Genomic DNA, 21463 nt, shown 5'->3' with positions numbered 1-21463 from the left:
ATCCGACGCCGGCCCGACGGGCGCAAAAGGTCCTTCGGCCGGATCAGCATTCGCGCATCGACGGCACCGGCAAAAGCGATGCCGTTCAGCTTGCCAGCCCGTTTACAAGTTGCGTGTAGGCGCTCCTCGCGACCTCGGCCAACCGCTCGCGCGGCAAGGAGCCGACCACGGCACAGCCATAGCCCTTGTCCAGCCAGTAGACGGCCTCGGGTCCGTCTTGCGCGGCGGCGTAGGTGCCCTTGGCATTCTCGGTCGATTCCGTGGTGACGAACAGCGAGATACGCTGCCCATTGCCGTCCTCGTAAAGCAGCATGGCGGCCTTGCTCTCGCCTGCCGGCAACAGCCGGCCGCCGACCAGCTGGAATCCGTCGGCGGTCAGGTCCGGCGCCACCAGCTTCAGCCCTATCCGGTTGGACAGCCAGGTCTGCAGATGGTCCTTGTCGCTGGCCGGCACCTCGACGGCATGCCGCTTTTCGGCGGCATAGATGACATGGGCCGCGATTGCCTGCTCGGCCAGCCGATCTTCCGCCGGGTCCTCCTGGCCGATGCCATCGATGCCGGCAAAGTAGCCACCAAGTCCGCCAGTGACCAGAAGCACGGCGGCAGCAGCGGCAAGCCACCAGCGTGAGCGTGGCACAGATGCCTTGACCGGCGTCTCGCCAAGCACGACCTTGCGCAACCGCGCAGGCACGGCTTCGTCCAGCACGTCGGCGAAGGCGGCACGCAGCGCCGCTCGGTCGGCGGTGAAACGGGCGCTCTTGGCCTTCATCTCGGGATTGGCGTCGAGCCAGGCATCGTAGGCCGAGCGCTCATCGCCGGGCAGCTCGCCATCGAGCGCCATGTGGATGTCACGTTCGGAAAAGTCGCGGCGGATCATTTCTCGACGATCCTTATCGCCCGGCGGCGCGCCGTGTCGTCCAGCAACCCGCGCAATTCCTCACGCCCGCGCGCAATGCGCGACATCAGCGTGCCCGCAGGCACGCCCAGAATGTTGGCGGCTTCGGCGTAGGAAAAACCTTCGATGGCAACCATGACAAGGGCTGCGCGACGGTCGGGGCTGATCGCCTGCAATGCGTCGATGATCTCGCGCGAGGCAATGCTCTCCATCTGCTCGGCCGGCTGGGCAACGGCCTCGCCCGCCTCCAGCGGCAACATCGCCGCCTCGCCGCGACGGTTCACCTTGCGCATCTGGTCGATGAACAAATGATGCATGATCGTAAACAGCCACCTCCGGGGGCTTTCTCCTGTCTGCCAATTGTCGAGCCGCACGAGCGCCCGCTCGAGGCAATCCTTGACGAGATCGTCGGCAGCGTCGCGGTCGCGCAAAAGCGAGCGTGCGTAGCGGCGCAGGCGCGGTATTTCGCCAAGGATTGCTGCCTTCTTTTCGTCCATGACCGCTGGTTTTCGAGGTCGCCCTTGTTGATCCGATTGAACGCGCCTTCCGGGCGCGGCGCAAGCGGCCAGCGCGAAGCGGTCCGCCGCTCCGGTCACCCAAGCAATGAGATAACGCTGGCTGGTGCCGATTTATTCCCGACCGGAAGGCAGCGGCAAATCGATTGCTTAGATACGTAAAATATGCACAATAGGTGAAATACATATGAGGACCACCCGATGAAGCAGTTCACCTTTTCAGACATGAACCGGGCGTCCGGCGAAATTCTCGAAACGGCAATGATCGAGCCTGTCGCTCTCACGAAACGTGGCAAGGAGAAGCTGATCATCCTGTCAGCCACCCAATACCGGCAGCTCGTCAGTTCGCCTCATGCCGTAGCCTACACGCTTGAGGACGCGCCGGACGAGATCCACGATGAACTCATGTCCGGATTGGAGGCCATCACAACCGGCGACAAGCCGGATGCTTAAGCCCGGCGATTTGCTTCGATACTACTATCTATGGGCGCGGCAGGCTGATGTCGGCGAGGCGTCCGGCCGCAAGGCGCGGCCCGTCTGCATTGTGGTTAGAACGCCGGCAACGCCTGCCGCACTCTTCTTGTTTCCGCTCACTTCGCAAAAGCCCGACCAGTCCCACACGCATGTTGCCGTGAGCGAAATCGAGTGCCGCAGAGGTGGGCTCGATTTTCCGTCGTGGCTGATTCTAGACGAGTACAACCGCGTACAAGTCGACGAAGCTTATGATCTGGTCACGACGAAGCCAATAGGTTCCTTCAGCCCGGCGTTTGTCCGCAAGATCGCGGGCCTCATCAAAGAGGCAGTCGTACAACGCCGCGTGCGTGGCACCATCCGAAAATAGCGAATAGGCGGTCCATGAACCGGTAAGAACTGTTCACGGAAGCAAGCGTGTCATCCCTCCTTCGCCGCCCGCGTCAGCAGCCGCTGATAAAACAGTCCGATGCCGATCAGCACCGCGCCGAGGCCGATGAAGGACAGCGCCCTGAGCACTCCCTCCAACTCCGACATGTCGAAGATGAAGACTTTCAGCACGGCGATCGCGATCAGCGCGGCCGAGGCAATTCGCAGCACCTGCGACTTCAGCCAGACGCCGGCGGTGAGCAGCGCCACACCGATGACCAGCCAAAGCGCCGAGTAGGTGTAGGTTTCCAGCTGGCCGAGGCCGCTCCACAAGCCGATGAACTCGCCCTTGAACAGACGCCTCACCGAGAGCGTGGCATAGGCGAAGGCAAGCGCGGCAGCCACCACAGCCAACATCTGCGCATACCATTTCGGCCGCTTGTCCCTGGTGTAGAGCGCCAGCGCGCCAACGGCGACCGCTGGCAAGAGATAGGCGAGGAACAACAGGTTGAACACCGGGATGCGGCCGGTCGATTCGTCGGTGAACAATGGGTTCAGCAAGACCAAATGCCTGACAACGATGAAGGCGACCGAGGCCACACCGGCGGCCATCGAACCATAGCGCAGCACCGAGCTTGGCGAGCGCATGTCGATGGCGACCAGGATGGCGCCGGCGCCAATGGCGATCAGCGTGTAGATCGACTGTTCGGCGAGCGTCATGGCACCCGTGTCGATGACGCCGCCGTGCATGGCGTGGCGCACCAGCATGGCGAGCGTGAGCAGCGCAAACAGCGCCGCAGCCGCCTCCATGGCAAGGCGCGGCCGGCCATTCGTGGTGCGGGCGAGCTGCCAGGCGGCGAAGCCGAAGGCCAGCGCCGGTACGCCGTAGCCGGGCAACAGCCAGTTGAAGACCGGTGTCCTCGACAGGAACCCGGCGCCGACAATGGTCGGGTCGAAAGCGACGCGGCCAAGCACCGCGATCACAGCGCCGACCGAAATCCAGCCGAGCACCGGATAGGCGCGCCGGCGCGTGGCCAGCGCCGGCACGATGGCCGCCGCACCGAGCAGGATGGTGGTCCAGCCGGAATCGAAAGCCATATGCATGAGCAGGAGCCCGGCGATGGCCGCGCCGCCCAGGGCAAACGACACCGCGACACCGCCCTTGAGCGGCGGCTCCTCGGCCCGCGCGATCCACTCGCCACCGGCGGCGAAAATGACGACCAGCAGTGCCGCCGCGGCAGCGTAGACAAAGTCACGGTCGAGATTGCCGAAAGTGAACCAGAGCGCCAGCAGGACGACCAGCGGGACGATGACGCCCCACGCTGCCCATGAGGCCGCGCGGATCTGCGTGCCGGCGGCGAACCGGCGTGCGGCCCAGAAGCCGGCGCCGATGAAAACCAGGCCAAGTACGATGCCGATGCGCAAGGTCAGCGCGTTGGACGTGGCCACCGGCAGTCCGTCGACGCCCAGGGCACCGCCCGAAAAATCGGAAGCGATCGAGGTTGGCGGGATGATGCCGAGATAGATCAGCACCATGACCAGTCCCGCGGCATAGAGGAGCGGCAGCGCCAGCGGACGATAAAGCGCGACAGCCACCATTGCGGCGATCACCACCGCGCCCGGCAAGGCATCGCCGGCGGCTGCAAAGACCGGGTCGACCGACAGGCCAAGCGCCGAGAATGCGATGAACAAGCCAGGCACGATAGACGGCCAGTCGAAAACCCTGGCCGGCCCGGTTTCATCGCCACGGCGAGCGAGCCAGACAAGGGCCAGCACAGCCAGCGTGACGGCGTCGATGAACAGGATGGCGGAGAGGTTCGCCCCCCGCGCATCGGTCATGTAAAGGATGGTCCAGACACCGGTGCCGAAAAAGGCCGCCGCCATCAGCGACGTCCAGACGCGCATGCGGGCGATGACGCCGGTGGCGGCGAGCACGATCGCGAGATAGCCGAACAGCGCCCAGGGATTGGGCGCCTGCGAGGCGACCAGCACCGGCGTCACCATGGCACCGACGAGACCGATGCCGGCCAGCGCCTGGCCATGGACGAGGGCTGCCGCGATCGTCGCCACGCCGATGACGCCGAGCAGCGTGAAAGCGAGTGCCGGGCCTATGAAGCCGTAAATGCCATGCGCGGCATAGACGGTGCCGAACAGGATGAAGGCACCGGCAGCAGTCAGGATTGCTGGAATATAAGCGCCGGCGGCCCCTTGCACCGGCACCTTGAAGCCGGTGCGGCGGATGAACTCGCCGCCGGCGACCAGCACCAGGCCGAGCACGCCGGCCATGGCCAGCCGCACGCCGGGACCGAAAATGCCGGCTTCAATGGTGTAGCGGATCAGGAACAGGCCGCCCAGCGCCAGTGCGATGCCGCCAACCCAGACCGCCCAGCGGGTTCCGAGCGCGGTTTCGACATCGGATTGGCGGGCGGCTTTCGCCGCTCCGGGAAGCTCCGCGGGATCCACCGCCTTCGGTGCCGGTTCTGGAGCGGTCCACGGCCCGGAGGCGATCTCGCCGGTCGAGTCTTCCGTGTCCGTGGCTGGCGCCGGGGCGGTGACTGATGCGCTTACCTCCGGCGGAACGATATCGGTCGCAGCCGCTGCGTCCGGAGCCATGTCGGCGGGCGCGTTGTCGTCCACCTGTTCGGACGACTGGGCCGCAGGCGGCACGGCACCGGAAAGGACCAGGCTGCGCAGCGCGCCAAGCTCGCGCTCGACAAGGCCGATGCGGCTCTGCTGGCGCGAAATGATGACGAACAAAGCGATGATGGCGACAAGGCCGATCAGGCTTTCAAACATGGCGGTTCCCCCAAACCAGGCCAGTTTTCACTGACATCCGTCGTACTGACATTCAAATGCGGCGGCCAAGCGGCCAGAAAATCCAAGCTCGGAAAACTCAATGCGCCGCCAGTCAACGCGCCGCCAGATTGGCGGCCGGAAAGATCGAGCATGTTTCGGTGCCGAAAGCCAGCAGCTTGCCGCCGGCATCCTTCAACGTCGCTTCCGACACCGCCAACGTGCGGCCCTTGTGAACAACCCTGCCCTCGCACACCACCTCGCCGGTCCTCGGCGTGATGGGACGCGTCAAATTCACCTTGAACTCCGCCGTCGTATAGGCCTCGCCCTTTTCGAGCAGCGTCTGCACGGCACAGGCCAGTGCCGAATCGAGCAGCGTCGCCGCCCAGCCGCCATGTACGCTGCCCAGCGGATTGAGATGGCGCTCGCTCGGCATGCCACGAAAGACAGCGCGCCCTTCCGAGACTTCGGTGAGAGTGAAATTCAGCTGAAAGGAAATCGGCGGCGCCGGATACTTGCCGTCGACGATGCGCTGCAGCAATTCCAAACCGGTGTATTTCAGGATGTCGGCGTGCGGAATGGTGCCGAGGCCGAGCGGTGAGACCCGGCCAGGATAAAGTTCGACCTCGCTCATGTGATGATTTCTCTGGCTGCGTCCTCGCCAGCTATGGCCTTGCCGCGCGCGTGATGTTTGCGCAAGGCGGCGAGGAAGCCGGTACGAGCGTCTGGCGGCTCGAAGCCGCGCGGCTCATAGACATGGCGGTTGAAGAAGAAGCCGGTGAGCCGGAAGGCGTCCTCGACCGCTGCCGCATCGGCGCGCAGGCCGGAGCCGCGCTGCAGGAAAGCCGGCAGAGCCAGCATCTTGTCGCGCCAAGGCAAACCGGCTTCGCGCGATACCGCGCGTCCCGACTTCGGCGAGACATAGGCCAGGTCCTGTCGCGTGCCGGTGGCGGCACATTGACTGAGATCGAGGCCGAAGCCGAGTTCGTCCAGCACCAGAAGCTCGAAGCGCGCCACCAGTTCGCCGGCAATTTCGGCATCGTCGAGATGGACGATCATTACGGCAAGCGTTTCGTAAAGACCTTCGTGCGCATCGCGCTCGGGCAGCAGGCGCAGATGCGCGGCCATGGTCTGCAAGCCGTAGACGGCGACGGCGCTGTCCATCAGCCGGGCCGCGTTCATCTCGATCGCTTCGGCCTGGAACGTGCCGAGGTGCTCGTCAAGGCGCGCTCGCCACAACAGGTCGACACGGTTGCCGGGCTGGAGAACAGGCTGCTGCTTGCGCGAACGGCCGCCGCGAACAAGGCCGAGATGACGGCCATGCGCTCGCGTCAACACCTCGAGAATGGCGCTGGTTTCGCCATGCTTGCGGGTGCCGAGAATGATTCCCTCGTCGCGCCATTCCATTTCAGGAGCTTTTCACCGATCGGGTGGCGAAATCAAGGTATCGGCTTGGCCCTGGGTAACTCTCATGCCAATGGCATAAAAAACCGCCCGCAGCGATGTGCTGCGGGCGGGCTGGTGAGGTCAGTCGATCTGTTAGAAATTGCGCTGGAAGCGAACGATGCCGCCGACGCTGCTCTTCTTGTCGGCCTTGGTCCAGTTGTTGAAATCGAAGTCGTCGAATTTTCCTGCATTGAGGTAATCGACTTCGGCCGTGATCGTGTAACCGGGGACGATGGTGTAGGCAACGTTGGCCGCGACGCCGAGGTTCTTCCAGTCGTCATAGGAGACCTGGGCGTTGAACGAGGTCTTGTCGTTGAACTTGTAGGTGCCGCCGCCCCAGATCGCCCAGTTTCCGCCCCATGGCTTGTATTGGGTACGGCCTGTGCCGAAGTCGTTGATGTTGTCGTTGGTGCCGTAGCCGCCCATGACGAACAGCGTCAGTTCCTTGCTGACGTTGACGTCCAGACGGACCTTGCCGGACACTTCCTCATAGTTGCTGTCATAGGCCACGACGCCGGTGATCGCACCCCAGTCGCCCTTGTACTTCAAACCGCCGACAACATGCGGAACGTAGCTGTCGATCGTGTTGACGGCGGTGCCTTCTTCGAGCGAGACCACGCCCGTGAAGCCGCTGCCTGCGTCGAAGTAGTAGCTGATGAGGTTGGTATCCTTGACACCATACGGGATGAGCGTGTCCTGGATGACATTGCCGGCATAGCCGATGAACTGGTCGTATACCGTTTCATCCTTGCCGACCCGCAGGCCACCGAGCTGGATCCAGGCGAAATTCAGCGAAGTCTTGCTGGTTCCATCTGCCTTGTTATTGCCGGCTTGCCAGCCAGTGCTTGAGCTTCCGTCATAGTCGCCAGAGGAGTTGCCGAACTGGAACCGGGTCTCGGTGAAGGTCTTCAACGTGCCGAGCTCGGTTTCCTGGCCGGTATAAGTCCTCAGCGTGAAGCGCATGTTCTTGTAATAAGTGTCGTGCCTATCGCCGTCCATGTGATCGGCAACGTTGTTGACACCATCGAACGTGCCGGAATCGCCGACGCCCATGTCGTAGCGGAGATAGCCGCCGATGCGCAGGCAGGTCTCGGTGCCCGGGATGTAGAAGTAGCCGGCGCCATAGACGTCGCAAATCTTGACGTATTCGGCAGGTTCCGGCTCGGCAACGACGACAGCGTCGGCGGCGCGCGCGCCGCTGACCGCGATGAGGGCCGCGGCTGAGCCGAGAAGGAGGCTCTTGATGTTCATTTTCTGACCTCTCCAGTCATAGTTATAAATGGCTTCGGATTTGTGGCTGGCGGCAATGTTTTCCCGCCTCACCCCCACAGCGAAAAAGGCTCGCATCGCTCGCCCTTTTCAGCGGCGAACATACCCATCGATCATCTGTCTTCAATGACGATTTCTCGAATAATGCCAATTCCTTGAACAGATTAATACTGTGTTGCACAAATAACACTTGCGAATCCGACGAGTGGCACAACTGGCACAATGTCATTTATTAAATATATATACCGATACTTTCGCGGCTAAATACAATTGTGACGTGCTATATTTCCAAAATGACCGTATAATGCGGAATATCTACCTGATTTACGCCGAAATCGCCTGAATCTTGCCGCCCCCTTTATCGTCAGATGCCGCCGATCCGCCAAACCCACTTTGATACCGAGGCGAAAAGCGGGATGACGCCTCCAAGCCTGTCTGCCTCTTCCAAAGCGATCGAAACCCCCTGGAGCGCTGTCGCGTCGCTGATTGTGACAGCAGTCAACCGTTGAAGGCGATTCCTTCGCGACGCCTCTCAGTCGACCTTGGCGACGCAGGCGACGTGGTCGCCCGCCTCGATCAGGCGGATCGGCACTCCATAAGTCCGGGAAAGCGTCGTTTCGGTCAGAATGTCCCTGGTCGCGCCATGCGAGGATGGTTCGGCCACAGGATCAGGATCTGGTGGGCGAGAGCGGCTTGAACGTTTGGCGCCTCACGCCCCGTGCGCGTGATCGGCAAGCACTTCATCGATCACATGACGGGATCTTTCAACCTCGACAGGGTTGACGTCGATCTGCCCGGCAACCGTGATCAGCGCCTTCCAAAGCGTCCAGCCACGACCGCGCGCCCACATCGCCCCGTCGGCCGGAAGGCCGGCACGAAACGCCTCCCGGCTTTTGCCTTCCAACAGCGTCCACGCAATCGCCAGATCGCAGGCGGGATCGCCGACGCCGGAGGTTCCGAAGTCGATCACCGCGCTCAACCGGCCTTGCCTGACCAGCAGGTTTCCCCAACTGACGTCACCGTGGAACCAGACCGGTGCACCGTGCCATTGTGCGGCAAGTGCTGCCTCCCACACCGCACTGGCGGCGTCCGTATCGATCTTGCCGTCGAGGGCGGCAATCGCTTGCCGGGCCTCGCCATCGTAGACGCTGAGTGCTCCGCCGCGAAAGAAATTGTGCTGTCCCGGCGCCGGTCCGCCGGTGGCATCGATACGCTGAAGGGTGACCAGGAACGCGGCCAGATCGGTCGCAAATTGCGGCAGGCTGGCAATCCGCTCGCGCTCTGCCGTCTCGCCTTCGATCCAGCGGTAGACGGACCAGTGCCACGGGTAGTCTTCGGCCGCAACTCCCATCGCCAGCGGCACCGGAATCGGCAGCGGCAACAGAGGCGCCAGTCTCGGCAGCCAACGATGCTCCTTTTCCACCTGCAGGGAATAGGCCCCGGCACTCGGCAGCCGCACGGTCATCTCGTCACCGAGATGAAAGTTCCTGTTGTCCCAGCCGCCTGATGCAACCGGCCTGATCGCAAGATCCTTCCACTTGGGAAATTGCGTGGCGATCAATCGGCTGACAAGTGCTATGTCGATATTCGGCTTGTTGACCATCGAGCCTAGCGCGGAAACTCGAGCCCCATCTCGCGATAGCGCTCGGGGTCGTCGCCCCAGTTCTCGCGCACCTTGACGAACAGGAACAGATGCACCTTCTGTTCGAGAATGCCTGCTATCTCCATCCGCGCCGCCTGGCCGATGGCGCGGATGGTCTCGCCCTTGTGGCCGAGAACGATCTTCTTCTGGCTGTCCCGCTCGACATAGATGGTCTGGTCGATGCGCACCGAGCCGTCCGGCTTCTCTTCCCATTTCTCGGTCTCGATATGCGAGGAATAGGGCAGTTCCTGATGCAGCCTGAGATAAAGTTTTTCGCGGGTGATCTCGGCCGCGAGCTGGCGCATCGGCAGGTCCGAGATCTGGTCTTCCGGATAGTACCAGGGACCGACCGGCAGAGCCTCGGCTAGGTAATCGAGCACGTCCTTGCAGCCGGAACCAGTCAGCGCCGAAACCATGAAGGTGCGCTTGAACGGCACCCTTTCGTTCGCTGCCGCCGACAGAGCCAGCAGCGCTTCGTGCTTGACGCGGTCGACCTTGTTGAGGATCAGCACCATCGGCTGGCGCACATCCTTCAGCCGTTCGAGGATGGCGTCGGCGTCGCCCCTGATGCCGCGCTCGGCGTCGATCAAAAGCAGCACGATATCGGCGTCCTTGGCCCCGCCCCAGGCGGTGGTCACCATCGCCGTGTCGAGCCTCCGCTTCGGCTTGAAGATGCCGGGCGTGTCGACGAAAACGATCTGCGCATTGTCATGCGTGGCGATGCCGCGCACGATGGCGCGGGTCGTCTGCACCTTGTGGGTGACGATCGACACCTTGGCGCCGACCAATTGGTTGACCAGCGTCGACTTGCCGGCGTTGGGCGCGCCGATCAGGGCAACGAAACCGGAATGCGTGGGGGCAGCTTCCGTTGCCGGCTCTTCGGTGGCGGTCATGCCCCACTCCCTTCACTTGAGCGCGCGCGCTCCGATTTTTGGGCCGATGTGGTGGTCCATACGCCTTCACGCAAAAGAAATGCCGAAGCCGCCGCTTCTTCGGCCACCCTGCGGGAGCCGCCAGTACCGCTTATCGGCGCAAAGCCGCGGACCTGCAAGGACACGGTGAAGACGGGCTGGTGGTCCGGGCCTTCGCGTTTCTCGATCACATATTCGGGGCGCGCATCGCTGGCCTTGGCAATCCATTCCTGCAGATCGGATTTCGGATTGAGCGGTTTTGCGATCACCGTATGCGAGCGCGGTTCCCAGTAGCGCAGGACGAACCGCCGCGCGGCCTCGATGCCACCGTCGACGTAAACCGCCGCGATCAGGGCTTCTACCGCATCCGCCAGATAGTTTCCGCCCGAGCCACGCGACCGCATCTTCAAGGCAGAATCGGCGCGGACCAGATCTTCGAGCTGCATTTCGATGCCGATTTCCGAGCATGTCCGCGCATCGACCAACGCATTGAAGCGCGGGGCGATTTCACCTTCCGGCGCATCAGGAAATTTCTCGAAAAGCATATCGGCGACGACAAGCCCGAGCACGCGGTCGCCAAGAAATTCAAGACGTTGGTTGTTGGTGGCCGCCTTGACCGCGCTGGAATGCGTCAGGGCGGTCTCGAGCAAACGGACATCCTTGAAGACGTGGCCGGTCTTGGCCTTCACCAAACCGGCCAGAGTTTCGCCTGTCGGACGCTTCAAAGCCATCAATTGACGAAGTGGAACAGGCGCGAAGCGCGCATCAGCGACGGCCATTTCCAGATTTCGAGAGGGCTCGCCTTGCCGGCGATCGAGAAGAAAACAAGATTGGCGCGGCCAACCAGATTTTCCGCGGGAACGTAGCCGACGGTGAAACGGCTGTCGGCGGAATTGTCCCGGTTGTCGCCCATCATGAAATAGTGGCCGGGCGGCACGTCGAATTCGCGGGTGTTGTCGCCGATCGAGTTCGAATTCAGGTCGAGCGTGTCGTAGCTGACGCCGTTGGGCAAGGTCTCACGATACACATCGATCGGGCGCGATTCCTCGGTGATGTCGGGATTGTCGATCTGGCCTGTTTTCACGCGCGGCACGCCGACGCCGTTGATGAAAAGCTGGCCGTCCTTGACCTGGATCTTGTCACCCGGCAGGCCGACAACGCGCTTGATGTAGTCGACGGACGGATCAGGCGGGAACTTGAAAACCGCTACGTCGCCGCGCTTCGGCTCGGAGCCCCAGATGCGGCCTGAAAAAATATCGGGTCCGAAAGGCAGCGAGTAGCGCGAATAGCCGTAGGACCATTTGGTGACGAACAGATAGTCGCCTTCCAAAAGCGTCGGCCGCATCGATCCCGACGGGATCGAAAAAGGCTGGAACAGCAGCGTGCGGATGACCAGGGCGAGCAAAAGCGCCTGGACGATGACGCTGACGGTCTCGCCAAGCCCGCCGGATTTCTTCTCGGATTTTTCAGCCACGCTCATGTCGTCCTCGATTGTGCGTTGGATGGTATAGAGTCTCGGCGCGCGCTGGGCAACGTCAATGCCGGTCGTCAGAGGCAATCAATGTGGCGCTTCTTCGACGGGCAACGCCTCGATGATCACAAAGGCTTGAGCGAGCGGGAAATCATCCGTGATGGTGAGGTGGATCGCCGCCCGGTGGCCCTTTGGCAGGATTTTGTCCAGCCTGGCCTGCGCTCCTCCCGTCAGCGCCATGGTCGGCGCGCCACTGGGCAGGTTGACGACACCCATGTCGCGCCAGAACACGCCCTGCGCCAGACCGGTGCCCAGCGCCTTGGCGCAGGCCTCCTTGGCAGCGAAACGCTTGGCATAGGAGGCCGCGCGGGCGCGTCGATTGTCCGAACGCGCCTGTTCGATCTCGGTGTAGATTCTCTGGATGAAGCGCTGGCCGTGACGCTCCAGCGACTTTTCGATGCGTCTGATGTCGATCAGGTCGCTGCCGATGCCGATGATCATCGCGCGGTGGAACCGATGCTTGCGCCGGGATGGGACGATTGCGCATGCCGGCTTGCACGCTCGGCCAGACGCTTGCGCCGCTGTTCGCGGAAAGCGTTCATGCCCCAGCGCGTGATGGCGTAGAACAGCAGCCCGAAGGCGAGCCCGAGCGGAACCGCGCCGATCAGCATCGGTTCGAGGACCGGTTTCCACAATTGCGCGAAGGAGAGATTATGCAGCATCTCGCCTAGATGTGCCGGCGGCCCATGCGTCGGCAGGCGGTCATGCAGGATGAGCTTGCCCGTTTCCCACGACGCGCCCCATAGCAACGGGAAGGTCAGCGGGTTGCCGAAAAAAACCGCGCCGAGAGCGGCCGCCACCAGATTGCCGGCGATCACCCAGCACAGGAGGGCAGCGATGATGAAATGGAAACCGACGGGAAAGAATGAAGCGAAGACACCGGCCGCAACACCGGCCGCAACCGCATGCGGTGTGGCCTTCAGCCGCAGGATGCGCTTGGAAAAATACTGAAGCGAGCGCGAAAACGAGCGGCGCGGCCAAAGGTAGGTACGCACCCGCTCATAAAGGCCATCAGGCTTGCGGCGTCGAAAAAGCACTCTGTTCCCGTTCCACAGCGCCCGCAACGGCATCTTCAGCCGGGCGTGGCAGCCACATCTTGCGCTTGACGATCACCCTATGGCAATCGCCACCTTATATAACGACGCGCTGGCGCAAGAACAACCAAACACCTTCTATGCGCCGCGCTTGTCGCCGCCCTTCGGGGCGGCAGGTCTTGCTTCGAACATTGGATAATCGCGGCGAATTTAGGGAACCGGCAGTCGCATCGCCGAAAGGCGCTTCGTCGCCGGCGGCTACCGCAGGTATTCGCTGACCTCGACCAGATTGCCGTCTGGGTCACGGAAATAGACCGACATCATAGGACCTCTAGCCCCGACACGTTCGACCGGGCCGAGTTCCACCGCCACACCATTGGCCGCGAGCCGGGCACGGACCTCATCCAGTGGCCGGTCGGTGATCAGGCAGAAATCACCTGATCCTGATGTCGGCGACTTCGCCTTGGGCTCGAAGGTGCGGCCGACCTCATGCACATTGATCTTATGGGTACCGAAAGCCAGCGCCGTCGGCCGATCCGCCGCGTCGATGCGCTCAAAACCCAGCACGCGCTGGTAAAACTCACAGGTCACTTCCAGCGAAGCGACCGTCAGCACGAAATGATCGATGCCGGCGATCATTTCCAATCTGTCTCACGCATGTCGCTTTCCCCAAAACCGCCGCGCACTGTTGGGCGAAAAAAATGCCCCGTCAGATGTTGCGGCTGCCGGGCTTGATCGCCGGGATGGCGGCAAGCTCCGGCGGCAGCCGGTCGGCCGGATAGGCCGGGACCTCATACTCGGCAAGCGCGATGAGCGGCACGCCGACATCGGTCTTGCCGGCCGAACGGTCAATGATGCAAGCCGCGGCCACCACCTCGGCGCCAAGATCGCGCAGGCACTCGATGGTCTCACGGATCGACAGGCCAGTGGTGACGATGTCCTCGACGATGACGACACGCGAGCCCCTGGCGATCTCGAAGCGGCGCAAGCGGAACTCGCCCCCTTCCCGCTCGACCCAGATCGCCGGCACGCGGAGATGACGCGAGGTCTCGTAGGCTGGGATCAGCCCTCCGATCGCCGGGCCGACGACATAATCAATCTTGCCTGGCACGCCAGCGCGGATCTTCTCGGCCAACGCCTTGCACAGAAGCTCGGTCTTGTCGGCATGCATGAACACGCGCGCCTTCTGCAGGAAGACCGGACTGCGCAGGCCCGAGGTCAAAATGAAATGCCCTTCCAGAACAGCACCCGCCTCGCGGAAAATGCCCAGCACTTCATCGGTGTTCATGTCTGCCTCTTTTTGATTGACCATGACTTTGTCCGAAACCGGAGCATGGTCTAGCCATTGACGCGTCTTGCGTCGCTGACGCTCGAATTGTCCTTGAGCTGCGACAGCAGCCGGTTGAGGTGCTTGAGATCCCAGACTTCGAGATCGATCAGCATTTCGGTGAAGTCGGGAGCAGTGCGCACCATCGACAGCGTATGGATGTTGGCGTCGTTCGAGGCAACCACCTGCGCTATATCGGCGAGTGACCCCGGCGCGTTGATGGCGGTGACCGATACGCGCGCCGGAAAGCGTTCCTTGGTGCGCTCGTCGATGTCCCAGCGCACGTCGATCCAGCGTTCGGGCTGATCGTCGAACGCCTGCAGCGCCGGCGACTGGATCGGATAGATGGTGATGCCGGTGCCCGGCTGGACGATGCCGACGATGCGATCGCCAGGCACCGCCCCTTCCGGCGCGAAGCGCACCGGCAGATCGCCGCGCACGCCGCGGATCGGCACGGCGCCATCGCGTGGCTGGTCCTTGTCCTTGCGCGCGGCACGACCCGGAATCTGGAACAGCATGCCGGCGGCATTGCGGATCTTCGACCAGCCCTCCTCGCGCGGCTTGGGGACGGCCGTGGTGACGCGCTCATCCTTGTAGTCGGGGAATACCGCCTTCATGACGTCGGTGGAGGCGAGCTCGCCGCGCCCGACGGAGGCCAGCACATCCTCGATGTCCTTGCGCGCCAGCCTGTGCAGCACCTGCTTCAGGCTCTCCTTGGTGAAGGTCTTGCCGGCACGCTCGAAGGCGCGTTCCAGGATGCGGATGCCGAGACCCGAATATTGCTTGCGGATGGCATTCTTGGTGGCACGGCGGATGGCCGAGCGCGCCTTGCCGGTGACGACGACCGATTCCCACGCCGCCGGCGGAACCTGTGCCTTGGAGCGGATGATCTCGACCTCATCGCCGTTCTTCAGCTCCGTCATCAGCGGCATGATGCGGCCGTTGACCTTGGCACCGACGCAGGTGTCACCGACATCGGTGTGCACCGCGTAGGCGAAGTCGATCGGTGTCGCGCCGCGCGGCAGCGCAATCAACATGCCTTTCGGGGTGAAGCAGAACACCTGGTCCTGAAACAGTTCCAGCTTGGTATTTTCGAGGAAATCCTCGGGATTGTCGCCTTCGGCAAGCTGCTCGATGGTGCGCCGCAGCCAGGCATAGGCGTTGGTTTCCTTCGAAATCGCGTGGGCGGCGCCATTCGTCTTGCCGCCGGTGTCCTTGTAGATCGAATGGGCAGCGACGCCGTATTCGGCGATCTTGTTCATCTCTCGGGTGCGGATCTGCAGTTCGACACGCTGGCGCGACGGGCCGACGATGGTGGTGTGGATCGACCGATAATCGTTCTGCTTCGGCGTCGAGATGTAATCCTTGAAGCGGCCCGGCACCATCGACCACGCGGTGTGGATGGCGCCAAGCGCCCGGTAACAGTCCTCGACCGTATCGACGACGACGCGGAAGCCGAAAATATCCGAGAGCTGCTCGAAGGACAGTGCCTTGGCCTCCATCTTGCGGAACACCGACCACGGCTTCTTCTGCCGGCTCTTCACGCCGGCGTTGATCGCATGTTTCTCGAACAGCATGGACAGCGCTTTTTCGATGTCCGTCAGTACGCCCTTGTTGCGCTCGAAGATTTCGGCAAGCCGTGCGGTGACGGCGCGATAGGCCTCCGGATTGATGAAGCGGAAGGCGATCTCCTCCAGCTCCTCGCGCATGCCTTGCATGCCCATGCGGCCGGCCAGCGGCGCGTAGATATCCATCGTCTCCTCGGCGATGCGCAGGCGCTTGGCTTCCGGCATGTGGTCGAGGGTGCGCATATTGTGCAAACGGTCGGCGAGCTTGACCAGCAGCACGCGGACATCTTCCGAAATCGCCAGCAGAAGCTTTCTCAGGTTTTCCGCCTGCTCGGCCTTCTTCGAGACGAGATCGAGCTTCTTCAGCTTGGTCAGGCCCTCGACCAGCTTGCCCATTTCGGGGCCGAACAGATCGTCGATCTCGGCCCGTGTGGCGGTCGTGTCCTCGATCGTGTCGTGCAGCAGGGCGACCGCGATCGTCGCCTCGTCCATATGCATCTCGGTGAGGATGGCGGCGACTTCGAGCGGGTGCGAGAAATACGGGTCGCCGGAAGCGCGCTTCTGGTGGCCATGCTTCTGCATGGCATAGACATAGGCCTTGTTGAGCAACGCCTCGTTGACGTCAGGCTTGTAGCGCTGGACGCGCTCGACAAGCTCATACTGACGCATCATGGGCGGGATCTCGCAGCGGTGAAATGAATCATGCGCCGCACGGCTGTACGGCGCATGTCATAGATAGCCACGAAACTGCCGATGCGGAAGTGCGGAAGATTGTTCCAGCGACCTTCGCAACCGTGGCTGGCTTAGTAGTCGTCGCTCTTTTCCGGCGGCACCAGGCCCTCGATGCCGGCCAGGAGGTCTTCCTCGGTCATCCGGTCGAAGGTGACGTTCTCCTCGGTGTCATCGGCGTCGGTGGCCGCAACGGCGGCGCCGGTCTGATCGGCAATCGCCTCGCCGTCGGCTTCGGGCTCGTCGACCTCGACATGCTTCTGCAGCGAATGGATCAGATCTTCCTTGAGGTCGTCGGGCGAAAGCGTCTCATCGGCGATCTCGCGCAGCGCCACGACCGGGTTCTTGTCGTTGTCACGCGGCACGGTGATCGGCGCGCCCTGGCTGATCTGGCGGGCGCGGTGGCCGGCCAAGAGCACCAGCTCGAAGCGGTTGTCGACCTTGTCGATGCAATCTTCAACGGTTACGCGGGCCATGGATTGCCCCTTTCATGCGATGGATTTGATGGAAAACAGGCGCGGTCCATAACCCGAACGCCGCCAAAATACAAGCATCATGGCAATGGCCGGGCTGCATGGCGCCCAAACCTTGGTTCAAACACCCGATTTGGCAAAACCTGTCTGTGGTTATGTGTTCGGTGTCCCGATCACAATTGCTTGCAGTACCGCACGCACCCTTGGATTGCCGCGAAACTGGCGCTATCTCGGATGGCATGGAGGTCAGCCGGTTTATTATGAGCCTGACCGAACGCTATCGCATTTCGTTTAGACGGCCGTTTATTTCGAGAAGGAATATTTTCCATGTTCGACCCTCGTGAAAAAATCGCCCTATTCATCGACGGCGCCAATCTTTACGCGACGTCACGTGCACTCGGCTTCGACATCGACTATCGCAAGCTCCTGTCGAGCTTTCAGAAGCGCGGCTATCTGTTGCGCGCCTATTATTACACGGCGCTGGTCGAGGATCAGGAATACTCCTCGATCCGTCCGTTGATCGACTGGCTCGACTATAATGGCTTCAAGGTGGTCACCAAGCCGGCCAAGGAGTTCACCGACTCGACCGGTCGCCGCAAGATCAAGGGCAATATGGACATCGAGCTTGCGGTCGATGCGCTGCAGCTCGCCGATGTCGTCGACCACTACGTCATCTTTTCCGGCGACGGCGACTTCCGCACGCTGGTCGAGGCGTTGCAGCGGCGCGGTCGCAAGGTGTCGATCGTCTCGACCATGGCCTCGCAGCCGCCGATGATCTCCGACGACCTGCGCCGCCAGGCCGACCATTTCATCGACCTGATGACATTGAAGAACGAGGTCGGCCGTGATCCCTCCGAGCGGTCGGTGCGGCGGCCCGAGCCGGCCGAAGTCGACGAGGACGATTACTGAGGCCAGTCGCCTTGACCGCCCTTTCCGCCTCCGAACCCGGCCGCGATTGCCCGCTCTGCCCGCGGCTGCATGACTTCATCGCCGAATGGCGGCAGCGCGAGCCGTCCTGGTTCAATGCGCCGGTGCCGACTTTTTTGCCGCCGGAGGGCGACGCCGGGGTTCAATTGCTGATCGTCGGGCTGGCGCCTGGCCTTCGCGGTGCCAATCGAACGGGCCGCCCGTTCACCGGCGACTATGCCGGCGACCTGCTCTACTCGACGATGATTTCGCACGGTTTTGCGCGCGGAGAGTTCAAGGCCCGGCCAGACGACGGATTGGAGTTGGTCGGCACCGCGATCACCAACGCGGTGCGCTGCGTGCCGCCGGAGAACAAGCCGGTGGGCGCCGAGATTGCCACCTGCCGGACATTCCTGGTGCCGACGATCGCGCGGTTCCCCAATTTGCGCGCCGTGCTGGCACTGGGATCGATCGCGCACCAGTCGACCGTGCGGGCACTGGGTGGGCGCGTCGCCGCCTACCCGTTCAAGCATGGCGGGCAGCTGCCGGCCGGTGGCGTCACGCTGTTTTCGAGCTATCACTGCTCACGCTACAACACCAATACCGGCGTGCTGACCGAGGCAATGTTCGTCAGCGTTTTCAGCCAGATAGCGGCGTTCTTGGGCAAGTAGGCACGATAAGCAATCAGCTTCTCCCCTTGACAATAGTCAACCATGGTTTACAGTTACCATGATGCAGGTTTCGAAACCGATACATTCAAACGCTGGCTCGAAGACCTCCGCGACGCGCAAGCAAAAGCCCGCATTGTTCGGCATCGACCGACTGACTGTAGGCAATCCGGGAGACGTCAAGCCCGTTGGCGAGGGCATAAGCGAAATGCGGATCGACGATGGTCCTGGCTATCGCATCTATTTCCTCCAAGCAGGCAACTTGTGCGTGCTGCTCCTTTGCGGTGGCGACAAAGGAACGCAAAGCAGAGACATCGCAGCCGCAAAAAAACTCGCCAAGGAATGGAAGGACAAGGCAATATGGCAATGAAAGTCACAGCCTTTGACGGGGCCGAATATCTCGACACTCCAGAGGCAATCGAAGCATATCTGGCAGCGACGTGCGAAGATGGCACCGCAGCGGAGATTGCTCATGCGCTTGGCGTCATTGCGCGTGCGCAGAACATGACGAGACTTGCCGAGAAAGCCGGTATGACGCGACAGGCTCTCTACAAGGCCCTGAGCGGCGAAGGGAATCCCGAATTCGCAACGATCATGAAAGTGGCCGAGGCGCTTGGTCTGAAACTGACCTTCGTGAGCGCGCAGGTAGGACGGAACGCTGCGTAACACGAATCAGCGCGCCGACATTTGGTTCTCCATCTCGCCAGCGGAATTCGTCTGATCAAGGTGCAGCGAACAGCTCGGCCAATTTCTCCGGCCCACCCTGCAGCACATTCAGGTCGACATCGCCGTTGATGCCGTCGACGCGACCCCTGTTGTGGTACTGCCAGTAGACCCAGTCGTCGCGATCCGGCTCCAGGAGCAATGAGCGGAGCCAGAGCGGACGGGCAGCAATGCGCCCTGCATACGCTTCCGCTGCGTCGTCGGTCAGATAGACCACCGCCGGCTTGCCGAACGCCGCCTCGACTGGAGCGAGGAACGCGGCCAGTTCGGCGTTCAATTGTTCGGGCGTCGGCCGCTGCGGGCAGTTGCCGCCGAATTCGATATCGACCACGGGCGGCAGCAGGGGCTGATCGTGCGGCACCACCGAGATGAAATTCTTCGCCTGGTCCGCACCCGGCCGGCAAAAGGTGAAAAAGTGATAGGCGCCGACGGCGAGACCGGCGGCCCGGGCCTCTTCCAAATTCCGTGCGAAAGCATCATCGACATGATCGCCGCCTTCGGTCGCCTTGATGACGGCAAAGGCGACATCGTCGGCGGCTACGCGCCGCCAATCGATCTGGCCCTGATGATGGGAGACGTCAATGCCCCTGACCGGATATTTATCGCGATCCGGCGAGAATGTGCGGAAGTAGAGATAGCCGCCTGCCGTGATGAGGCACACCGAGACCAGGCTCGCTAGACCGAAAAGAACAATCCGGTTCGTCAAGCGAATGGCCCCAGCCTACCCACGCTCTTTTAAGAGCCGGCCCTTCTCGCGCGACCAGTCGCGCTGCTTCTCGGATTCGCGCTTGTCGTGCAGTTTCTTGCCGCGGCCGACGGCGAGCAACAGCTTGGCGCGACCCTGGTCGTTGAAATAGATTTTCAGCGGCACCAGCGTCATGCCTTCGCGGTCGACACTCTGCGACAGTTTCGCCATCTCGCGCTTGTTGAGCAGCAGCTTGCGGCGCCGGCGCGGCTCATGGTTGAAGCGGTTGGCCTGCAGATATTCCGGCAGATAAGAGTTGATCAGCCAGATCTCGCCGCCTTCGACCGAGGCATAGCTGTCTTGGATGTTGGCTTGGCCCTGGCGCAGCGACTTGACCTCGGTGCCGGTCAGCACCAGACCGGCCTCGACCGTGTCGAGCACCTCATAGGAAAACCGCGCCTTGCGGTTTTCCGAAACGGTCTTGTTGTTGGGATCGGCTTTTCTGACTTGATTCATGATGCGGAGAGGTGGCGCCTCATCCCTAATTAATCAAGCCGGCGTGCTTCATGGCCGCATCGATCTTGTCGGCGGTCGACTGTTCGACCGTCATTAGCGGCGAACGCAGCACATTTTCGACCTTGCCCAGCTTCGACAGCGCATATTTCGCCCCGGAAACGCCAGGTTCGATAAAGATCGCCTTGTGCAGCGGCAGCAGACGATCTTGCAATTCCAGTGCCTTGGCGCTGTCGCCGGACAGCGTCGCCTCCTGAAATTCCGCGCACAGCCACGGCGCGACATTCGAGGTCACCGAGATGCAGCCGACGCCGCCATGCGCGTTGAAACCAAGCGCCGAAGCATCCTCGCCCGAAAGCTGGATAAAATCCATGCCGCACGTGGCGCGCTGCTCGGAGACCCGTTCGACCTTGCCGGTGGCATCCTTGACGCCGACAATGTTCTTGAAGTCGTGCGCGAGCCGCCCCATCGTCTCCGGCATCATGTCGATGACGGACCGCGGCGGGATGTTGTAGATGATGATCGGCAGCTTGGTCGCCCTGGCGACGGCAGCGAAGTGCTCGTACAGGCCGCGTTGTGTCGGCCTGTTGTAATAGGGCGTGACAACGAGTGCAGCGTCCGCACCGGCCTTCTCGGCATACTGCACGAGGCCGACCGCTTCCTCGGTGTTGTTGGAGCCGGCGCCGGCGACGACCGGAACGCGGCCCTTGGCCACCTCGATACACACCTTGACGACCTGGCGGTGCTCGTCATGCGACAGCGTCGGCGACTCGCCGGTGGTGCCGACCGGCACCAGTCCAGTCGTGCCCTCGCCGAGTTGCCATTCGACGAATGCGCGAAAGGCTTTCTCGTCGAAACGCCCGCTCTTTTCGAACGGTGTCACGAGCGCAGTAAGCGAGCCTCTCAGCATATCGTCCAACTCCTTGGCACTTCTATTTTGTGTCGGTGTTTTGTCGTGCGCGCCTTCTAGCCGAAAGCGAAGCGGCGCACCATAG

Annotated in this window: 26 protein-coding genes; 6 read left to right on the top strand and 20 right to left on the bottom strand. The window is 62.2% G+C overall.

The window, feature by feature from the left end:
- Window positions 1–85: 85 nt before the first annotated feature.
- A complete protein-coding gene (locus tag NKI21_RS28405; protein ID WP_023812880.1) occupies window positions 86–877 on the bottom strand; it encodes an anti-sigma factor family protein in 792 nt (263 codons plus the stop codon).
- Window positions 874–1392: a sigma-70 family RNA polymerase sigma factor gene (locus tag NKI21_RS28400; RefSeq protein ID WP_352868558.1), complete on the bottom strand. Its 519-nt coding sequence runs from the start codon at window positions 1390–1392 to the stop codon at window positions 874–876. Before NKI21_RS28400 ends, NKI21_RS28405 begins: the two co-directional genes overlap by 4 nt.
- A 219-nt stretch (window positions 1393–1611) precedes the next feature.
- Here NKI21_RS28400 and NKI21_RS28395 point away from each other — a divergent pair, with 219 nt between their 5' ends.
- Window positions 1612–1863, top strand: a complete 252-nt coding sequence (locus NKI21_RS28395; RefSeq protein WP_023812878.1) for a type II toxin-antitoxin system Phd/YefM family antitoxin — start codon at window positions 1612–1614, stop codon at window positions 1861–1863.
- Window positions 1856–2251, top strand: a complete 396-nt coding sequence (locus NKI21_RS28390) for a hypothetical protein (protein ID WP_352795202.1) — start codon at window positions 1856–1858, stop codon at window positions 2249–2251. Before NKI21_RS28395 ends, NKI21_RS28390 begins: the two co-directional genes overlap by 8 nt.
- 50 nt (window positions 2252–2301) lie before the next feature.
- Here NKI21_RS28390 and NKI21_RS28385 read toward each other — a convergent pair whose 3' ends face one another.
- The 15 genes from NKI21_RS28385 to rpoZ all read right to left on the bottom strand — a co-directional run bounded on the left by NKI21_RS28385 (window position 2302) and on the right by rpoZ (window position 16976).
- Window positions 2302–5046 (bottom strand): DUF2339 domain-containing protein, encoded by a 2745-nt coding sequence (locus tag NKI21_RS28385; protein WP_352795203.1) that lies wholly within the window; start codon window positions 5044–5046, stop codon window positions 2302–2304.
- Between the two features lie 112 nt (window positions 5047–5158).
- On the bottom strand, window positions 5159–5677 hold the full coding sequence (locus NKI21_RS28380) for a PaaI family thioesterase (RefSeq protein WP_023812876.1): 519 nt from the start codon (window positions 5675–5677) through the stop codon (window positions 5159–5161).
- Complete coding sequence (recO, locus tag NKI21_RS28375) at window positions 5674–6450, bottom strand: DNA repair protein RecO (RefSeq protein WP_352677450.1); 777 nt, start codon at window positions 6448–6450, stop codon at window positions 5674–5676. Before recO ends, NKI21_RS28380 begins: the two co-directional genes overlap by 4 nt.
- Window positions 6451–6582: 132 nt before the next feature.
- On the bottom strand, window positions 6583–7740 hold the full coding sequence (locus NKI21_RS28370) for a porin (RefSeq protein ID WP_352609813.1): 1158 nt from the start codon (window positions 7738–7740) through the stop codon (window positions 6583–6585).
- A gap of 550 nt (window positions 7741–8290) precedes the next feature.
- Entirely contained in the window at window positions 8291–8422 is a 132-nt protein-coding gene (locus NKI21_RS28365; RefSeq protein ID WP_352609815.1) for a hypothetical protein, read from the bottom strand.
- A 45-nt stretch (window positions 8423–8467) separates the two neighbouring features.
- Window positions 8468–9361: an aminoglycoside phosphotransferase family protein gene (locus NKI21_RS28360; protein WP_352868555.1), complete on the bottom strand. Its 894-nt coding sequence runs from the start codon at window positions 9359–9361 to the stop codon at window positions 8468–8470.
- Between the two features lie 5 nt (window positions 9362–9366).
- Entirely contained in the window at window positions 9367–10293 is a 927-nt protein-coding gene (gene era / locus NKI21_RS28355) for a GTPase Era (protein WP_128303038.1), read from the bottom strand.
- Window positions 10290–11042: a ribonuclease III gene (gene rnc, locus NKI21_RS28350; protein ID WP_352868564.1), complete on the bottom strand. Its 753-nt coding sequence runs from the start codon at window positions 11040–11042 to the stop codon at window positions 10290–10292. The genes era and rnc overlap by 4 nt, the downstream gene beginning before the upstream one ends.
- On the bottom strand, window positions 11042–11791 hold the full coding sequence (gene lepB / locus NKI21_RS28345; protein ID WP_013532585.1) for a signal peptidase I: 750 nt from the start codon (window positions 11789–11791) through the stop codon (window positions 11042–11044). Before lepB ends, rnc begins: the two co-directional genes overlap by 1 nt.
- 78 nt (window positions 11792–11869) lie before the next feature.
- Window positions 11870–12283 (bottom strand): holo-ACP synthase, encoded by a 414-nt coding sequence (gene acpS / locus NKI21_RS28340; protein WP_027038035.1) that lies wholly within the window; start codon window positions 12281–12283, stop codon window positions 11870–11872.
- The gene (locus NKI21_RS28335) at window positions 12280–12879 is read right to left on the bottom strand and encodes a DUF2062 domain-containing protein (RefSeq protein ID WP_128303036.1); all 600 of its coding nucleotides are present in this window, start codon (window positions 12877–12879) and stop codon (window positions 12280–12282) included. The genes acpS and NKI21_RS28335 overlap by 4 nt, the downstream gene beginning before the upstream one ends.
- A gap of 255 nt (window positions 12880–13134) precedes the next feature.
- The gene (locus NKI21_RS28330; RefSeq protein WP_352630857.1) at window positions 13135–13515 is read right to left on the bottom strand and encodes a VOC family protein; all 381 of its coding nucleotides are present in this window, start codon (window positions 13513–13515) and stop codon (window positions 13135–13137) included.
- Window positions 13516–13585: 70 nt separating this feature from the next.
- A complete protein-coding gene (gene pyrE / locus NKI21_RS28325; protein ID WP_127267157.1) occupies window positions 13586–14164 on the bottom strand; it encodes an orotate phosphoribosyltransferase in 579 nt (192 codons plus the stop codon).
- Window positions 14165–14214: 50 nt separating this feature from the next.
- Window positions 14215–16443 (bottom strand): RelA/SpoT family protein, encoded by a 2229-nt coding sequence (locus NKI21_RS28320; RefSeq protein WP_352868551.1) that lies wholly within the window; start codon window positions 16441–16443, stop codon window positions 14215–14217.
- A 131-nt stretch (window positions 16444–16574) separates the two neighbouring features.
- The gene (rpoZ, locus tag NKI21_RS28315; protein ID WP_023812863.1) at window positions 16575–16976 is read right to left on the bottom strand and encodes a DNA-directed RNA polymerase subunit omega; all 402 of its coding nucleotides are present in this window, start codon (window positions 16974–16976) and stop codon (window positions 16575–16577) included.
- A gap of 324 nt (window positions 16977–17300) precedes the next feature.
- Here rpoZ and NKI21_RS28310 point away from each other — a divergent pair, with 324 nt between their 5' ends.
- The 4 genes from NKI21_RS28310 to NKI21_RS28295 are packed head-to-tail and all read left to right on the top strand — an operon-like array spanning window position 17301 to window position 19213.
- Window positions 17301–17882, top strand: coding sequence for a LabA-like NYN domain-containing protein (locus tag NKI21_RS28310; protein WP_023812862.1), 582 nt, complete (start codon window positions 17301–17303; stop codon window positions 17880–17882).
- An 11-nt stretch (window positions 17883–17893) separates the two neighbouring features.
- Window positions 17894–18550 carry a uracil-DNA glycosylase gene (locus NKI21_RS28305; RefSeq protein WP_352550617.1) on the top strand — a complete coding sequence of 219 codons (657 nt, stop codon included), beginning with the start codon at window positions 17894–17896 and terminating at the stop codon, window positions 18548–18550.
- A 58-nt stretch (window positions 18551–18608) separates the two neighbouring features.
- Window positions 18609–18917: a type II toxin-antitoxin system RelE/ParE family toxin gene (locus NKI21_RS28300; RefSeq protein WP_352868547.1), complete on the top strand. Its 309-nt coding sequence runs from the start codon at window positions 18609–18611 to the stop codon at window positions 18915–18917.
- Complete coding sequence (locus tag NKI21_RS28295) at window positions 18908–19213, top strand: addiction module antidote protein (protein ID WP_352868544.1); 306 nt, start codon at window positions 18908–18910, stop codon at window positions 19211–19213. The genes NKI21_RS28300 and NKI21_RS28295 overlap by 10 nt, the downstream gene beginning before the upstream one ends.
- A 55-nt stretch (window positions 19214–19268) precedes the next feature.
- Here NKI21_RS28295 and NKI21_RS28290 read toward each other — a convergent pair whose 3' ends face one another.
- The 3 genes from NKI21_RS28290 to dapA are packed head-to-tail and all read right to left on the bottom strand — an operon-like array spanning window position 19269 to window position 21378.
- Window positions 19269–19976, bottom strand: coding sequence for a glycoside hydrolase family 25 protein (locus NKI21_RS28290; RefSeq protein ID WP_352868542.1), 708 nt, complete (start codon window positions 19974–19976; stop codon window positions 19269–19271).
- Window positions 19977–19991: 15 nt separating this feature from the next.
- Entirely contained in the window at window positions 19992–20471 is a 480-nt protein-coding gene (smpB, locus tag NKI21_RS28285; protein WP_013532594.1) for an SsrA-binding protein SmpB, read from the bottom strand.
- Between the two features lie 25 nt (window positions 20472–20496).
- Entirely contained in the window at window positions 20497–21378 is an 882-nt protein-coding gene (gene dapA, locus NKI21_RS28280; RefSeq protein WP_352868540.1) for a 4-hydroxy-tetrahydrodipicolinate synthase, read from the bottom strand.
- Window positions 21379–21463 lie beyond the last annotated feature (85 nt).

Origin of the sequence: Mesorhizobium sp. M0715, from assembly GCF_040320355.1 — a bacterium.
GTDB lineage: Bacteria > Pseudomonadota > Alphaproteobacteria > Rhizobiales > Rhizobiaceae > Mesorhizobium.
This window is presented reverse-complemented; position numbering and strand designations above follow the sequence as displayed.

Bases quoted from the DNA above. Each gene is read 5' to 3' on its own strand.
- NKI21_RS28395 (WP_023812878.1), top strand. From the start codon at position 1,612: ATGAAGCAGTTCACCTTTTCAGACATGAACCGGGCGTCCGGCGAAATT.
- NKI21_RS28380 (WP_023812876.1), bottom strand. From the start codon at position 5,677: ATGAGCGAGGTCGAACTTTATCCTGGCCGGGTCTCACCGCTCGGCCTC.
- recO (WP_352677450.1), bottom strand. From the start codon at position 6,450: ATGGAATGGCGCGACGAGGGAATCATTCTCGGCACCCGCAAGCATGGC.
- NKI21_RS28320 (WP_352868551.1), bottom strand. From the start codon at position 16,443: ATGATGCGTCAGTATGAGCTTGTCGAGCGCGTCCAGCGCTACAAGCCT.
- dapA (WP_352868540.1), bottom strand. From the start codon at position 21,378: ATGCTGAGAGGCTCGCTTACTGCGCTCGTGACACCGTTCGAAAAGAGC.
- era (WP_128303038.1), bottom strand. From the start codon at position 10,293: ATGACCGCCACCGAAGAGCCGGCAACGGAAGCTGCCCCCACGCATTCC.
- NKI21_RS28385 (WP_352795203.1), bottom strand. From the start codon at position 5,046: ATGTTTGAAAGCCTGATCGGCCTTGTCGCCATCATCGCTTTGTTCGTC.
- NKI21_RS28310 (WP_023812862.1), top strand. From the start codon at position 17,301: ATGTTCGACCCTCGTGAAAAAATCGCCCTATTCATCGACGGCGCCAAT.
- smpB (WP_013532594.1), bottom strand. From the start codon at position 20,471: ATGAATCAAGTCAGAAAAGCCGATCCCAACAACAAGACCGTTTCGGAA.
- NKI21_RS28400 (WP_352868558.1), bottom strand. From the start codon at position 1,392: ATGGACGAAAAGAAGGCAGCAATCCTTGGCGAAATACCGCGCCTGCGC.
- pyrE (WP_127267157.1), bottom strand. From the start codon at position 14,164: ATGAACACCGATGAAGTGCTGGGCATTTTCCGCGAGGCGGGTGCTGTT.
- NKI21_RS28360 (WP_352868555.1), bottom strand. From the start codon at position 9,361: ATGGTCAACAAGCCGAATATCGACATAGCACTTGTCAGCCGATTGATC.
- NKI21_RS28370 (WP_352609813.1), bottom strand. From the start codon at position 7,740: ATGAACATCAAGAGCCTCCTTCTCGGCTCAGCCGCGGCCCTCATCGCG.
- NKI21_RS28295 (WP_352868544.1), top strand. From the start codon at position 18,908: ATGGCAATGAAAGTCACAGCCTTTGACGGGGCCGAATATCTCGACACT.
- acpS (WP_027038035.1), bottom strand. From the start codon at position 12,283: ATGATCATCGGCATCGGCAGCGACCTGATCGACATCAGACGCATCGAA.
- rpoZ (WP_023812863.1), bottom strand. From the start codon at position 16,976: ATGGCCCGCGTAACCGTTGAAGATTGCATCGACAAGGTCGACAACCGC.
- lepB (WP_013532585.1), bottom strand. From the start codon at position 11,791: ATGAGCGTGGCTGAAAAATCCGAGAAGAAATCCGGCGGGCTTGGCGAG.
- rnc (WP_352868564.1), bottom strand. From the start codon at position 11,042: ATGGCTTTGAAGCGTCCGACAGGCGAAACTCTGGCCGGTTTGGTGAAG.
- NKI21_RS28390 (WP_352795202.1), top strand. From the start codon at position 1,856: ATGCTTAAGCCCGGCGATTTGCTTCGATACTACTATCTATGGGCGCGG.
- NKI21_RS28330 (WP_352630857.1), bottom strand. From the start codon at position 13,515: ATGATCGCCGGCATCGATCATTTCGTGCTGACGGTCGCTTCGCTGGAA.
- NKI21_RS28300 (WP_352868547.1), top strand. From the start codon at position 18,609: ATGATGCAGGTTTCGAAACCGATACATTCAAACGCTGGCTCGAAGACC.
- NKI21_RS28405 (WP_023812880.1), bottom strand. From the start codon at position 877: ATGATCCGCCGCGACTTTTCCGAACGTGACATCCACATGGCGCTCGAT.